Raw genomic sequence first — 13,948 nt, 5'->3', positions numbered from 1 at the left:
GCGTGTGTCCTTTCAAGGTATTATGGGGCGTGAGAGTTTTTCAACACGGCAGGTGTGTCGACCTTCTGCAAAACCCGTATTCAAAAAATCATCAAGAATTTTCAGTGCCATGTCTGGCGAAATCAGTCGCTGGCCTAGGCAGAGAACATTAGCATTGTTGTGTTCGCGGCTCAGGCGGGCCACTTCAGGTGTCCAGCAAAGGGCCGCCCGTATGTGGGGGTATCTATTAGCTCGTATGGCCATCCCTTGTCCAGATCCGCAGATCAATACGCCAAAGTCTGTGGTGTCGACGATAGCCTGAGCCACTTTATCGGCAAAGTCAGGGAAGTCCACTCTTTCTGTGTTAAAACAGCCGTGGTCTTCCCATGGTAGACGAGGACGTTCTTTCTGTAACCACTCTTTCAGGCCGAGTCCCGCATGGTCAGTTCCAATAAAAAGGCGCTTTATCTGGGGGTTTTGCGACATAAATACCGCTCCCTGAGTGATTTAAGAGTTAATTTTAGAAAAAACCAAACAAGCGTTGGTGCCACCGAAACCAAAACTGTTATTGATGACATGATCAAAATTTCGTTCTCGAGCTACGCCGGGCACATAATCCAAATCACAATCTTCGCTGGGGCTATCAAGATTGATTGTGGGTGGTGCCACACTCTTTGTCAGCGTCATCAAACTAAATACGCTTTCAATGGCGCCAGCGGCCCCTAGTGTGTGTCCTGTCATGCTTTTCGTGCTGCTGATCCAGAGTTTATAGGCGTGATCACCGAATACAGATTTTATCGCTTGGGTTTCAATGGAGTCACCCACAGGAGTGCTGGTGCCGTGAGCATTTATATAACCAATGTCTTCAACATTGAGGTAAGCATTTGTAATGGCCGATTTCATAGCCCGAGCAGCCCCTTCGCCACCAGGAGACGGCGCTGACATATGATAGGCGTCAGAAGACACGCCGTACCCCCGAAGTTCGCCATAGATACGGGCGCCGCGTTTTTCGGCGTGTTCAAAATCTTCAAGCACAAGGATGGCGGCCCCTTCACTTAACACAAACCCATCTCTGTCTACGTCCCAAGGGCGGCTGGCTGTTTCCGGAGAGCTGTTGCGAGTGGATAAGGCTTTCATGGCCGCAAAACCACCAGCAGCCAAAGGAGAAATGGTGGCTTCGCTGCCACCGGCAATCATAATGTCGGCTTCACCATTCATAATGAATTTGGCCGCTTCGCCAATGGAGTGATTTCCCGAGGCGCAGGCTGAGGTCACAGAAAAGTTTGGCCCCTTAAGTCCCCAACGCATACTGATCTGGCCAGAGGCCAGGTTCGTGATACAGGCAGGAATGAAAAAGGGTGTGATGCGACTAGCTCCCCGTGTGGTGAGCACTTCATGTTGGCGTTCAATAAGGGGTAATCCGCCAATGCCCACGCCGACCAATGCGCCCGAGCGAAGGCCAGCAATTTCATCATAGCCTAATCCTGCATCTAAAATGGCCATTTCGGATGCGGCCATTGCAAAATGAATGAAACGATCCATTTTTTTTTGCTCTTTTTTAGGAACAAAAGGATCCGGATCGAAATTTTTTACTTCACCGGCTATTTGCGAGTCTAGTTCAGAGGCATCAAATTGGGTGATGGTGGAGATGCCGGATTGTCCGTTGACAACCGCATCCCAAGATTCAGTCAATGTTAACCCCAATGGAGTTAGCATTCCCATTCCCGTCACAACCACTCGTCGTTGTTCGCGCGAGTGGCGTTTAAAGATGCTCTCTGAACTGATATGGCTCATTAAGCCTTGCCTTTGCTTTCAATGTAACTGGTCACATCTTGTACCGTCTTCAGCTTTTCAGCTTCTTCGTCAGGGATCTCCATGTCGAAGGCTTCTTCCATAGCCATAACCAATTCAACGATATCTAAGCTGTCGGCGCCAAGATCATCAATAAATGAGGCCTCGGGTTTTACACGATCACCCTCTACGCCCAGTTGTTCTTCAATAATTTTCTTTACCTGTGCATCCACGCCTGACATTTGTTCCTCCAAAGTAAAAGCGTTATAATTTATAAAAAACCAATCACATGTGCATTCCGCCATTAACGCTTAAGGTTTGCCCTGTCACGTACTTAGCATCTTCACTGAGTAAAAACTGAACGGCTTTAGCCACATCATTTACATCACCCAGGCTATTGAGCGGAATATTTGGCAATATGGCTGATTTTTGTTGTTCGTTCAACGCCTCGGTCATTTCGGTCACAATATAACCTGGAGCCACGCAGTTGACCCGAATACCACGGGACCCTAGCTCTTTGGCCACCGATTTAGAAAAAGCCTCAATACCGGCTTTACTGGCCGCATAGTTAGCTTGTCCTGGGTTACCCATTTGGCCGATCACACTTGTGATATTCACAATGGATCCTGACCGCGCCTTCATCATAGGTTTTAACACAGATTTTGTGCAGAGAAACGTGCCGCGTAGGTTAGTTTGGATCACTTCATCAAAATCTTCGTCTTTCATTCGTAAGATCAACTGATCTTTGGTGATCCCTGCGTTGTTGACGAGTCCGTCGATTTGACCAAAGGTTTCAAGTATAGATTTAAAACACGTGGTGACCGACTCAGAATCACGAACATCCAAATGAGCACAAAGATGGCCATCACCGTCTAGGGAATCAATAACGGACTTTGCCGAAGACTCAGAACCGGCATAGGTGACAGCCACATGAGCGCCCGATGCGGCCAGTTGCCTGGCTATGGCAGCACCAATTCCTCGAGAACTGCCAGTGATCACAATTTTTTTACCTTGAACCGTCATGCGTTGTCCTGGTTGTAGGCCGATACGACGGCCTTAAATTCATCTAAAGCATTCATATTAAACGTAGCTAAATGTTCGCTGTCAATTTTCTTCACTAAACCTGACAGAACCTGTCCGGAGCCAAATTCAATAACCTGAGTGGCACCCAGATCTCGAAGTTTTTCGACGCATTGGATCCAGCGCACGGGAGAGTCGACCTGTTCAATAAGGTGTTGCCTAAGGGAATTACCGGACGAGTAATTTTGAGCGTCAACGTTCTGCACGATGGGAAACTGGCTACGTGAGAACTCTAAATTATGTAACACATTGTGCATAATTTCACGAGCGGGCTTCATCATTGAACAATGAAAAGGGGCCGACACTTTAAGTGGAATTATTCGAACTTTAGAGGGGGCCGGTTTAAATATGTCTTTAGTGAGGTTCTCTTTGAGCCAGTCAATGGCTTTTTGATTGCCGCTGATCACAATTTGCCCGGGGGCATTGAAATTAGCTGGCTCCAGTGGGGTAAACCCAGATTGTTCTTCGGCCCACAGACACATGTGTCGAACCTGAGCCTCGTCAAGGCCCATCACCGCGGCCATGCCCCCTTCGCCCACGGGCACGGCTTGCTGCATGGACTGTCCTCGAGTTTTGACGGCCTTTATCGCGTCTGAAAACCGTAGACTTTCACCAGCCACCACAGCCGCATACTCGCCAACAGAATGACCAGCGGCAGCCAGAGGTTGAAATGATGTCTCTTCGCTAAAGCATTGAAAAGCACAAGTGGAAACCAAAAGGAGTGCCGGCTGAGTGTTTTCAGTGAGGGCGAGGTCAGACTCGGGACCTTCAAAACAAAGGCGTTTAAAGTCTGTACCTAAAATGTCGCTGGCCTCTTCAAAACGCAAACGGGCCGTGGTGAAGTTTTCAAATAGAAACTTTCCCATGCCCACATGCTGACTGCCTTGGCCTGGAAAAAGTGCGGCCCACATAAGTTAGTACCTCAAAAGGACGCTACCACTAGTAATCCCGGCACCGAATGCTGTAAGAATCAGATTTTGCCCGCGTGTGATTCGACCGTCTCGAACGGCGCGATCAAGGGACACGGGAATAGTGGCGGCCGAGGTGTTGCCCATGTTTTTTATTTCTACTACCACTTTATCCATAGAGATTCCGTAGTGCTTCGCCACAGCTTCTATAATTCGAATGTTTGCTTGGTGGGGCACGACCCAATTGACGTCTTCGCCGGTCATATTGTTGGCCTCAAGGGCTTCGCCACAAGCTTGACTCATGGTTCTTACAGCGTGTTTAAAAATCTCTCGACCCTTCATGGTCACAAACTGCTGGTTATTATCAAGAACATCTTGGGAAAACGGCAATCGTGAGCCTCCGGCTGGCAGAACAAAAAGATCGCCAATAGAACCATCCGCATGCAGGTGAGAACTGAATACCGTCGAGTCATCACCTTCTTCCGCTCGAGATAAAACCACAGCGCCAGCGCCATCACCAAACAAGATGCAAGTTTCGCGATCGTCGTAATTGATATACGGATGCAAAACCTCAGCCCCGACAACGAGAATGTTTTTATAGGTGCCCGTCATAATAAATTGGTTGGCCACAGTAAAGGCATAGACAAAGCCACTGCACGCGGCCGACAAGTCCATGGCGGGGATATTTCCCATCTCCATTTTTGCCTGTAAAACACATGCCGTGTTGGGCATGGGTTGATCCGGCGAGGCGGTGGCTACAATAATCATGTCTATGTCTTGAGGGGTCTTTTTTGCTGCTTCAAGGGCCTTTTGTGAGGCTTTTAGCGCAAGGTCACTGGTGTATTCACCTTCAGCGGCAAAATGGCGAACGGCAATTCCTGTTCGCTCAAGAATCCATGCATCGTTGGTGTCCACGATCTTTTCTAAATCGTGGTTGGTCATGAGACGCTCCGGAAGATAGGAGCCTGTTCCTTCAATACGCGCGCGATACAGTGATGGCGTGGTCATAAAATCCCCCTACGTTGTGCGGCGTTGGTCACTTCAACTAAGCGATATCGCCCGACGTGACAACTTCTCGTCCTTTGTAATAACCGCATGAAGGACATACGTGATGAGGTTTCATCAAAGCCGAGCAGTTCGGGCAGCTATGCACTGTGGGTGCTGTGAGACTTGTGTGGGCCCGTCGCATACCGCGGCGAGAGCGAGAAATTTTCGATTTGGGGCTTGCCATACTATCACCTTTTTTAGGTCAGTTAATGAATTGGGGTCGGCTTCCGAGGTGCCGCAACTCAATTTCAGAGGCCCTTTATTAGCGAATTAAACATTAAAATCAAGCCTTTATTGTGTTTAGTGCTTTGTGGCCTTTTTATCTAATTTGATATCCGCCAAAACTGAAAAAGGGCTTTGTTTTTCAGGCTCTAAAGGCGCATTGTGGCCAAAATAGCCAGATTTTTGAGCCTTTTTAAGGTTTTCACAGTTTTCATCACACCCGGATTGGGGGCGGGGCTGGTAGGGCTCAGAGGCGGCCACCAGCTCGTGTATATACGGGGCCACGTCAAACACAGGACTTTTCAGATAGTTGCAAAAAGGACCCTCGGTGGTCCATTCGCTAGAATGATTAGTTCGAGAAGAGCGGCTGCCGCGGGGGCGCCCCTCTTCAATGACCAAGATCTCATTAATGGGTTCATTGACGTTGTACTCAAATTCAATGGCACATCGCGAACAAATGAGTCCGAGGGCCGTTTTAATTGTCCCTCGAATTTCAAAGGCGTTGCCAATGGGCTTGAGATGAAACTCAATGCTGTAGGGGCGCTGACCAATGAGGTCTTTTAGGACATCGTTAAGCTCGCCGGATTTATTCGTGTAGTGATAATCCCAGCCCTGTTCAGGGAGCTCGTTTAAATGAATGTGAAGGTCATGACGACTGTGTTTCTGTAACATAAGGCTAAGCGTTGTAGCATCTCACCCCCAGAAACGTCCACACAATTTACACGCAAAAAGCGCAAATTGTTACTGCTCTGGCATAGCACCCTCTACTCAAACCTATGGCCCCGCCTCGGGTCTTGGCGTTGCACAGGGGTTAAGGTAACGAGGAGGTGAGGTATGAATTTACAAACTCGACTATTTTTAATGATTGCAGTGGTTTTCGCACTTTTGGCAAGCTACGGAATTTCAGCCAACGCTATGGAAATTGAAAAGCCCACGGTGAAAATCGACTTTAATAAGATGATCGATCAAACAGAAAAGTCTGAGTCAGACCTGACGGCGAGCCTGAATGATATTTATGACCAAGCTCGAAAAGATGTGGCCGCCGAAGATGTCATTGATCTTTATCAGTCAGAAACTAACTTCACTGATGAGTCTGGGGTTGCAGACAATCGATAGGTTGCTGCGGGTCTACTGTCCGTTGCCGTAGTAAAATTCATAAATGGATCCATCAGACAGGATGGATCCAGCCATGTGTTAGAGTTAAATGGACCCATCTGCTGTGCAAGTCCGAGGTAAAAAATTGTTTATGTTGAGAGTAAATGCATTCATTCTTGTATTTCTGTGTTTTCAGGGAGCATTTGGATCTTCAGGAAATGATCGGGATGCCGATGTTTCATGCTCAAATCATTTAAAATCAACATCTAAGATTTCATCCAAAATTGATTTTCTCTCGCCGGAGGCCGCCGGTCTTAATCATATTGAACTTGGCTGTGTCAACCATGTGGATGTGAGACCAGGTGATCCTGATCGGCAATTTTTCGGAACTTGGCTATCGATCAAAGAGATGGTGGGCCGATATGGCAAAGTAGGGCGGATCTACTTAAATGACCTAGACGCCAAAGCGATTGCTGTCACGGCTGAATATCTAAAAAACAAGGTGCTCGAAGAGTTTAAAACTGAGGTTAGCATCATTGACGCCGGTCGGGCCAAAGAGACATCAACACCTATGAACCGATTGGAAATCGTGATTTGGCCAGGGGACATGACAACAGTAGAGTTGCCAAAAACAAAAACGAGTTTTTTAAGAAACCCCAATCATCCCCTTTTAAAGAGCATGGTTTACCAATCTTTTAGCAACATTGAGGACACCGAACTGTATAGGCTGATACAAGCGAGTACCAATGGCCTTTATTTGATTTTTGACGATGGCAAGCAAGCGCCCATTTATGATCCCAATAATCCACCTATGAGCGAAGTGATTGCCGATGACTATAAAGGGCAGCCTGTTGCCGTCGATGAAAGCTATTTCAACTATGGCACTTCTGTTGGATTATTTGGTGTCGTGGAGGGCGATGGGCAAAAGGTGAATAGTCGCTTCTTCCGGGCGCATATCAAACCGCAAGATTAAGAAATCCTACGGCATAAATAAAAATAAGCGACTGGCCACGAATCAGCGAGAAAATTTATTCGTTTGGCAGTTGTTGTTCACTCAAAAGGCGACTCTCCTGTGTAGTCCTCCGGCCCTAAGTATTCTCGAACTGTTCGCTGCATGTCCTTAATCATGATGAAATATTTTTAACACAAAACGCGAAAAACAACGTTTCCGCATTCGCCTAAACGCGAATTTGCGATTCTATCAGGTGGTATCTTGGGAGGAGGTAGTGAAAGTACGGATACACCAATGTAATTCTCAAAATAAGACACAAATAAAACAAAAAGCCGCAAATGGGCCTCGATACACCCAAATATCTCGAAAAAAACTCAAAAGCTACCTTGAGGAGAGTCTGTAGGGACGGTGATGGGATCTGGCGGTTACTTGGTGCCGGGACTAAGGGTATCTTTTTGCCGCTTTGAATGACTCCATCCGGCTTTTTTGCAGGCATCGCTAATGCGTGAGACTAGTTTTTCGACGTCCTGTCGTGAAGCCCTTTTTTGATGAACCTCTTCAAGGGGCTTTTCTGAAGTGTCCACGGTGAACTTATTTTCTCCAAAAACCTTTTTGAAATGGGAAATCTCGTCAGTGATTCTGCGGGTGGATTGGCGGAGATAGATGTTGTTGCTATTGGCCACATGTTTATTGTTGCTGTTGACCTTCATAAATCGTGGAATGGAGGCCTTCATGGCTTCAACATTTTCGCTCTCGGTTTTTGACGAGTCCGCCCCTCGCTTCAGGCCTTGTGCGGTACGGCCACACAAGTACTCGTTGATGTGCAAACAGTCCATTTTTTTGGTGTCTAGAATAAGGCCTTTATCGAGCTGCAGGTCGCAAGTCACAAAGTTGTTTAATGATGCATCTTGAATTCTATAGGCATTGTAAGTGAATTGACCTTTGCTAGTAGGTGCAAAAACATGAAGCGTTTTGTATGTGGAGTGTTCGACAAGGTCGGCATAGTAGACCATTTCTTGGCCCTTTAATTTTCTGATAGCGCCATGTTTCTCACTGGTTTGATAATGGGAATGGTCATTAATGATCGTAAGACCCGACCTGGTGATCTTTAAATCACTATTATTTAGAAGGTCGCTGTAATCTTTGGCCCACGCCATCGGGTTAGCAGACAATAGTATCAATGCAATGAGTGCAACATTAAAGTTTTTCATCAACAGCCTCCAGCGACCTAAGTGAATTTGCCAATGGCGCTAACACCCCAAAATCAACTGGCACCCAAGATTGGGTCGCTTATTGAAATGCCAGCTCTTGAGCAAGCATTAAAGACGTTCCTCGAGCCGAGCCGACAAACGTCGTCCCATGGCTTTGAAAAAGGAGGGTCGGGGAGGATGGTGCGCCTAGTGAATATTATAAACCATTTGAAGTGGTGTACTAGTCCGGTTGTCGACTGTTTACAAAAGGTGTCGACAAAGCTCGCTTTGGGAGTGCTCATAGTCAGTAAAGATTAAGTCGTTGGCAGTATTTCGATGCTCCATCGCCAATTACAGCAGACGAATGTCTTGGGTCTTTTCGTGAATCCGTAAGGGAAATGTGTGGAGCAACGAGTGGGACTTTCTGGCTAATGGCCTAAAGAGCTGTTCAAGATCAAGATAGATTATTTAAACTCTGCATCACTGGTAGCCACTAGGGACGGGCGTCCAAAAAACGCGGTTGCGTGTGTGACCTTTCGATTTAATTCCGGGGAAGGATTGGATATCGCGCTGGGCTTGGCGGCGGGAGACCTTGTAGTCTAGGGCGTGGATGTAGTCATCGACGGTGATGTGGGAGCCATTCTTTAGAAGCTCTGATAACGCTCGCATGCGGTGTTTTCTATCGAGTACGGTCTGGGGGTGGGCTGCAAACTTATTTATCATCACTTCTTGCCCTATAAAACCCCAATTTTCAAAGGCTCGGGTGGATCGAGTCGCATATTTCGCCATCAGAGGGCTGCCAGGACGCAAGAGTCCAATGAAAAATTGGGGGCGACCGTTAGTGGGCGCCACCCCAGCCAAAACCAATTTTTGCCAATGAGCAAAGCGATTTTTATCAAAAGTTTTTTGACTTTGGTTAATTCGGTTGCGCAACAGCGTTTGCGAAAGCAGCACCCCCCACACAGCCGGCCACGTTGAACCTACAATCAACTGATTGAGCTTCATGGGGTCAATGTCATGCCAATGATCGCCGACGTGACTAATCAAGAGTTCGCCCAATCTAGGATCAAACCGCGTCCACTCCGCTAGCGTCACAAGACGAACAGCGGCAAGCGGGCCACCTGAATTCTGTAATTCACTGTAGGCAACCTCTAAGTCTGAAGGGGTGGGGATGTTTACAAGGCCCTTCATGACTCATCCACAAGCTCATCAAGAAAATCCAAGGCCTCTTGTGCCAATGGTATCCTTTTTTCGAGCAATTTTTCGATGTGGGACTCGACAAATTTCACCCGAGCTCCTTTTTTAATCAATGCTTTGGCGTGACCCACATCCTTCAAGCGATGGGCAAAGCATTTCATAATCAACATTTCATCTTTGCCAAGAGCCAACACTTTTAGGTTTTGCCCTTGAAAGGCCACAGCCAAACGGTCTTTGTAGTCAGCCGGTAATGTGTGAGTGAATGTTGAAAAATAGGGATTCATCCAGTCCCCAGGAATTTGTAGCTCAACAGACACTTGCTTGATCAGGCGATCGAGTTCACTCAGCTCCATATCGAGCGGAACAGCATCAAGATCATGGGTAACAAGAGGCAGTCCATGGGCCAGAATCAGAGCTCCGCCACCTCCCAGAACAAGTCTTGTGGGTCGATCTAATTTAGCATCTAAACATTCAAGGGCTCTTATCATCTGGGACTTATCCATGGCAAACCTCCTAGACTCATTTTACGACAAGTTATACGATGTCGCAATCTGAAATATATTAATTATATTCGCTGATTATGAAGTCGATCAAATTACTGGGCAGAAATAAGGCCCCTTGAAATTTTTGAAGCTTTAGCGCGCCTTACTGAGCGTGAGCGCCTCAAGGGCACGGCTGGAACCTCAGACTAAGGGCACCATCTCGCCAAAAAAGTAAAAAAATAATCTTAATTGGATCCCTGATAACATGTGCCAGAAAATATAAGAGACCGCGCTAAAAATGACTGCCGTGGGTGGGGTGATATACGGCCGCTAAGCAAAATAGGTGCTTTATCCTTCTTATATTCTAATCAAAGCAGAAGTCGGCGAAGTTCACTTTGTGAGTACACATAATCTGCATAAATCATGGTGTTAGCGATGTTTCGGTGCCCTAAGGCCACCTGTAACAGGCGAATGTCCCGGGTTTTCTTATAGAGGCGAATGGCGAAGGTGTGGCGTAAAGAGTGAAACTTTTTGGCGACGGGTCGATAGAAGTCCCAAATTTGATAAAGCCTGTTGTAGGAGATGGGGAAAACAAACTCCCCCGAGCCCGCCTGAAGCTGCTCCTCGGAGACTCGAGTGAGTTCGCGAAACAACCAAGAGGCCACGGGAATTTCGCGGTCATTGGAGCCCTTAAGCCCCCGAATAAGGACCGTTTCATGGTGGGAGTCTAAATCACTGTGCCTGATTTGCAAAAGCTCCTGGGCGCGGCCTCCTGTGTGAAGACCCAAAAATAAAAGTGTGCAGTTTCTTTTGTCGCGATCAATGTGACTTTTCAGTAAATGGGTGAGTTGCTGGACCTCTGGATCCAAAAGATACTTGGATTTATTGAGCGAATAACGTGATGCAGTAGACATGATGCATTAACCTCGCGAGTCTGATTTTTTCACTGGTGCTGCGCCGTGTTGTTGCATTGGAGCGCAGAGCCAAATGACTACACAGATTAATTGAAGCACTTAATCCCTTTAAAAACAATACCTTAATACTAAAACTTATAACTATAAGCTTTAGGTAATTTTGAAATCATGCAGATCTTGGCCTTAGGGTGATTTTGTTGCCTTAATTAGACTAAATATTATAGCGCGTCCTGGCCTCGAAATGCCATTTGCAATTAGTACTATTGTAAAACACAATATATAAAATTGCGAGATGCAATTTGATGTTGGTCGAGATGACTCAAGGAGGGGTGCGTGGATCCGGAAAATCATATTAAAGAACTTTTCTCAGACTTGAGTGGTGACGAAGTGGACCAGATCCTTGGTCAGGCCATTGAGGAGGCCAGTGGAGCGCCGGCCCCAGAGAGTCCGCCAAAAACCACTCCTACAGACACCAAAAACCTAGGTTTTTCATCGCTCCAGCGACCTAAAACTTCACTCCGCATGCACTATGAGGCCGAAGTGGCTGTGCTAAAAAAAACTCTCGGGGACCTTGAGCAAATCCGCGAAAAATTGGGTTTATCGCGACGAAAAATGGCGCAACTTTTAATGGTGGATCCCTCTGCATGGACTCGCTGGTGCCGAGACGACAGAAAAGTCCCGCCTCATATATATCGAGCTCTGCAGTGGTATTTGGAACTAGTGGAGCGAAGCCCGGAGTATCATCCAAAAAATAGCTTTAAGCCGGCGGCTTTCACCGACCAGAATGCAAAACTTCAAGAGTTGAACAAAAAAGTAGATGATAAAATGAAGCGCCTTGAGTTTGAGATGCAGAGGCGCCTCTATGGCACATCCCAAAGTAGTGGTTCTGCGGGGAATGATAGATATTTAAATCTCTGGAAGATCTTATTATTGGCCAATACGGGGCTCTGGCTAGCACTTTTGGCTTATATGCTGCTCAAATAACATCCGGCAAAGCGGCCTTGATGAATCCAATGGGGCGTCTCAAAGTGCATTCAACTCACTTACGTTTTTTGCGGCGCAACCCCGAAAGTGAACTGGACTTTTATTTAGGTCAATCAGCCCTATAATAAGGATCGAACATCGATCCATGGGGGCGGCGTATGCGTATCTATTTATTTCTTATATTTACGGCCATTTTTTCAACCCACTGCACACGGCAAGCCTCAGAGACCTCAAAACTCGTGGTGCACCTCCCCGCAGCGGCGGCTACTAATAAAACTTTGAACCCCCTTTTTATGACCGCCTCTTGGCCTCAACTTTACAGCACGGATGCCACCGGAGAAACTGCCGCGTGGAATTCTTTTATCAACCCCACATCGGTTGACGACGTTAACTGCTATGCTGTTTTTGTTTCAGGTCCTGGACTTGAGAATAAACAGTGCACTCGCTCGGATGGAACTCTATTTAAAGTGGGGCTGTTTGCGGGACTTTTTTCTGCGGGAAGCACTCTCATGATCAACGATGTTCCTTCGGGGCCCGCTCGAACCCTTCGGTTGGTGGGGTGGCATTCGGAATCAGGGGCCTGCACACCGTTAACAGACCCAAACCTTGATAAGTCCAACTTTTCTGAACCCCACGTGCTCGATGCCACAGTGTTAGATCTGCCGCCTGGCGAGATGAGCCTCACTATGTACCGTTCATTGGATGCAAATACGATTCGACTGACCGATTGTGATTTTTCAATCAATGCACCGGAGCTTGGCAGTGAGCCCATATCTTATGGCGGTGGGTTTGATGGGGATTTGCTCATCTCAAGTGGAACCACTTATCTGGACACCGTTGCAAGCTCCAACAATGGCCGAAACCTCACATCGATCACGCAGGTCACGGATCTGCAAAAAATTTCTGATCGCGAAGTGAGAGTGATGCTTCATGATAGTTGGACTCAGGCCACTCATGCGGCGCCCGGCGATGAGGTGATGTTGTATGTGGCGGCCGAAAATCATAATGGGGATCTTATAAGAACCGGTTGCGGGGATCCGCTTTCGGGGCCAAGGGCGGGGGCTCGAACATCATCTAAGGTGCTCAATGTGGTGGCTAATGGAGAATTGCATTTAGAAATTTTTGATTCGCGGTTTTCAAATATCACGACCACTCAACTCACAGGAAATTTTGCGTCCGATACGTCGGCGGGCACCGACACACGCCAATTTTGTCGACTGGTCGCTGTTCGCGTCCCTCACCTCAATCGCATTCAAGTGGACACCACATCTAATGTGACTCTTTCAAATAACTTTGGAAATCTTGATTCTGGAAACCACAACGGTGGACTGATGATTTTACGAGTGGCCAATGAAACCTATGTTCCCAGTGGGGTGAGTGTGACATTTGATATGTCTGCGCAAGGGTTTCAGGCGCGATCTGGTGGGCCCGGGGAATCGATCAGGGGCATTGAACAAGGCGTGTCTACAGTTAACGGCAATGGCGGCGCTCAAGGGGGCGGCGGTGGCCATGGCGGCGTGGGTGGCGGAGGCGCAGGTCTCGGCGGTGCCGCGGTCGGCGCGACGACCTGTGGAGATATTCTGCCAGCCGAACTGTGTCTGTTTGGTCCCATCTACATGGGGGGAGCTGGCGGCGCCAATGCGTCCCCCACAGGCCATGGCGGCGGCATAGTCCGATTGCTGTCAAAAGCCATTCGCGTGTTCACTGGTGGTGGACTTTACGTTGACGCCGATGGCAATGATGGATCAGGAGCAGTGGAGTCGGGCGGTGCCGGCGGGTCGGTTTATGTAAAAGCAGAGACGGCGCAAGTGGATGGCAACTTTCAGCTCAAGGCGGCCGGTGGCGCAACATCAGACAATGTGGGGGCCGGTGCCGGAGGGCGAATTCACTTTGAGATGCCTGGCGGCGGATATCAGGGTTCCTCAGTGGTAAACGTGAACGTCAGTGGGGGACTTCAGGCGGGTACTGGAGGCAGTCTTGACGGCTCCCCGGGGACTTGTTTGGTCCATGGCGCTCCGAGTAACTGCCCGTAACGCCACAGTTTTTTCTTGCTCTCTTTTAGACATATTCCTATCCTCGTGATGCCAATTACAGACGTCTGCAGCGC

16 protein-coding genes are annotated in these 13,948 nt (G+C 47.9%); 4 read left to right on the top strand and 12 right to left on the bottom strand.

The features are described from left to right. Positions 1-12: 12 nt before the first annotated feature. From rpiB to H6626_03610, 8 genes are all read right to left on the bottom strand, one after another. Positions 13-465 (bottom strand): ribose 5-phosphate isomerase B, encoded by a 453-nt coding sequence (gene rpiB, locus H6626_03645; protein ID USN48193.1) that lies wholly within the window; start codon positions 463-465, stop codon positions 13-15. A gap of 21 nt (positions 466-486) precedes the next feature. Then, positions 487-1,773: a beta-ketoacyl-ACP synthase II gene (gene fabF / locus H6626_03640; protein USN48192.1), complete on the bottom strand. Its 1,287-nt coding sequence runs from the start codon at positions 1,771-1,773 to the stop codon at positions 487-489. Then, a complete protein-coding gene (acpP, locus tag H6626_03635) occupies positions 1,773-2,012 on the bottom strand; it encodes an acyl carrier protein (protein ID USN48191.1) in 240 nt (79 codons plus the stop codon). Before acpP ends, fabF begins: the two co-directional genes overlap by 1 nt. Positions 2,013-2,055: 43 nt before the next feature. After that, a complete protein-coding gene (gene fabG, locus H6626_03630; GenBank protein ID USN48190.1) occupies positions 2,056-2,793 on the bottom strand; it encodes a 3-oxoacyl-[acyl-carrier-protein] reductase in 738 nt (245 codons plus the stop codon). Continuing rightward, positions 2,790-3,761: an ACP S-malonyltransferase gene (gene fabD, locus H6626_03625; GenBank protein USN48189.1), complete on the bottom strand. Its 972-nt coding sequence runs from the start codon at positions 3,759-3,761 to the stop codon at positions 2,790-2,792. The genes fabG and fabD overlap by 4 nt, the downstream gene beginning before the upstream one ends. A gap of 3 nt (positions 3,762-3,764) precedes the next feature. Beyond that, positions 3,765-4,751 (bottom strand): ketoacyl-ACP synthase III, encoded by a 987-nt coding sequence (locus H6626_03620; GenBank protein ID USN48946.1) that lies wholly within the window; start codon positions 4,749-4,751, stop codon positions 3,765-3,767. A gap of 52 nt (positions 4,752-4,803) precedes the next feature. Further along, positions 4,804-4,989 (bottom strand): 50S ribosomal protein L32, encoded by a 186-nt coding sequence (rpmF, locus tag H6626_03615; protein ID USN48188.1) that lies wholly within the window; start codon positions 4,987-4,989, stop codon positions 4,804-4,806. A 116-nt stretch (positions 4,990-5,105) separates the two neighbouring features. Beyond that, a complete protein-coding gene (locus H6626_03610) occupies positions 5,106-5,699 on the bottom strand; it encodes a DUF177 domain-containing protein (GenBank protein USN48187.1) in 594 nt (197 codons plus the stop codon). A 162-nt stretch (positions 5,700-5,861) separates the two neighbouring features. Between H6626_03610 and H6626_03605 the strand changes: the two genes are divergently transcribed. Both H6626_03605 and H6626_03600 read left to right on the top strand, forming a co-directional pair. Then, entirely contained in the window at positions 5,862-6,143 is a 282-nt protein-coding gene (locus H6626_03605) for a hypothetical protein (protein ID USN48186.1), read from the top strand. Between the two features lie 88 nt (positions 6,144-6,231). Next, positions 6,232-7,095: a hypothetical protein gene (locus H6626_03600; protein ID USN48185.1), complete on the top strand. Its 864-nt coding sequence runs from the start codon at positions 6,232-6,234 to the stop codon at positions 7,093-7,095. A 404-nt stretch (positions 7,096-7,499) separates the two neighbouring features. Here H6626_03600 and H6626_03595 read toward each other — a convergent pair whose 3' ends face one another. The 4 genes from H6626_03595 to H6626_03580 form a co-directional block, all read right to left on the bottom strand. Further along, on the bottom strand, positions 7,500-8,285 hold the full coding sequence (locus H6626_03595; GenBank protein ID USN48184.1) for a hypothetical protein: 786 nt from the start codon (positions 8,283-8,285) through the stop codon (positions 7,500-7,502). A 459-nt stretch (positions 8,286-8,744) separates the two neighbouring features. Then, complete coding sequence (locus tag H6626_03590; GenBank protein ID USN48183.1) at positions 8,745-9,455, bottom strand: hypothetical protein; 711 nt, start codon at positions 9,453-9,455, stop codon at positions 8,745-8,747. Further along, on the bottom strand, positions 9,452-9,964 hold the full coding sequence (locus H6626_03585; GenBank protein ID USN48182.1) for a hypothetical protein: 513 nt from the start codon (positions 9,962-9,964) through the stop codon (positions 9,452-9,454). Before H6626_03585 ends, H6626_03590 begins: the two co-directional genes overlap by 4 nt. Before the next feature lie 347 nt (positions 9,965-10,311). Continuing rightward, positions 10,312-10,857, bottom strand: coding sequence for a site-specific integrase (locus H6626_03580; GenBank protein ID USN48181.1), 546 nt, complete (start codon positions 10,855-10,857; stop codon positions 10,312-10,314). Positions 10,858-11,190: 333 nt separating this feature from the next. On the opposite strand from H6626_03580, the gene H6626_03575 reads away from it, so the two are divergent. Next, positions 11,191-11,841 (top strand): hypothetical protein, encoded by a 651-nt coding sequence (locus H6626_03575; GenBank protein ID USN48180.1) that lies wholly within the window; start codon positions 11,191-11,193, stop codon positions 11,839-11,841. A gap of 158 nt (positions 11,842-11,999) precedes the next feature. Further along, entirely contained in the window at positions 12,000-13,874 is a 1,875-nt protein-coding gene (locus H6626_03570; protein USN48179.1) for a hypothetical protein, read from the top strand. Positions 13,875-13,948 lie beyond the last annotated feature (74 nt).

This window comes from Pseudobdellovibrionaceae bacterium, assembly GCA_023898385.1.
GTDB lineage: Bacteria > Bdellovibrionota > Bdellovibrionia > Bdellovibrionales > UBA1609.
This window is presented reverse-complemented; position numbering and strand designations above follow the sequence as displayed.

What these genes read in the sequence shown, in the direction of transcription:
- acpP (USN48191.1), bottom strand. Translation starts at nt 2,012, where the DNA reads ATGTCAGGCGTGGATGCACAGGTAAAGAAAATTATTGAAGAACAACTG.
- fabD (USN48189.1), bottom strand. Translation starts at nt 3,761, where the DNA reads ATGTGGGCCGCACTTTTTCCAGGCCAAGGCAGTCAGCATGTGGGCATG.
- H6626_03595 (USN48184.1), bottom strand. Translation starts at nt 8,285, where the DNA reads ATGAAAAACTTTAATGTTGCACTCATTGCATTGATACTATTGTCTGCT.
- fabF (USN48192.1), bottom strand. Translation starts at nt 1,773, where the DNA reads ATGAGCCATATCAGTTCAGAGAGCATCTTTAAACGCCACTCGCGCGAA.
- rpmF (USN48188.1), bottom strand. Translation starts at nt 4,989, where the DNA reads ATGGCAAGCCCCAAATCGAAAATTTCTCGCTCTCGCCGCGGTATGCGA.
- H6626_03580 (USN48181.1), bottom strand. Translation starts at nt 10,857, where the DNA reads ATGTCTACTGCATCACGTTATTCGCTCAATAAATCCAAGTATCTTTTG.
- fabG (USN48190.1), bottom strand. Translation starts at nt 2,793, where the DNA reads ATGACGGTTCAAGGTAAAAAAATTGTGATCACTGGCAGTTCTCGAGGA.
- H6626_03585 (USN48182.1), bottom strand. Translation starts at nt 9,964, where the DNA reads ATGGATAAGTCCCAGATGATAAGAGCCCTTGAATGTTTAGATGCTAAA.
- H6626_03590 (USN48183.1), bottom strand. Translation starts at nt 9,455, where the DNA reads ATGAAGGGCCTTGTAAACATCCCCACCCCTTCAGACTTAGAGGTTGCC.
- H6626_03570 (USN48179.1), top strand. Translation starts at nt 12,000, where the DNA reads ATGCGTATCTATTTATTTCTTATATTTACGGCCATTTTTTCAACCCAC.
- H6626_03600 (USN48185.1), top strand. Translation starts at nt 6,232, where the DNA reads ATGGACCCATCTGCTGTGCAAGTCCGAGGTAAAAAATTGTTTATGTTG.
- rpiB (USN48193.1), bottom strand. Translation starts at nt 465, where the DNA reads ATGTCGCAAAACCCCCAGATAAAGCGCCTTTTTATTGGAACTGACCAT.
- H6626_03610 (USN48187.1), bottom strand. Translation starts at nt 5,699, where the DNA reads ATGTTACAGAAACACAGTCGTCATGACCTTCACATTCATTTAAACGAG.
- H6626_03605 (USN48186.1), top strand. Translation starts at nt 5,862, where the DNA reads ATGAATTTACAAACTCGACTATTTTTAATGATTGCAGTGGTTTTCGCA.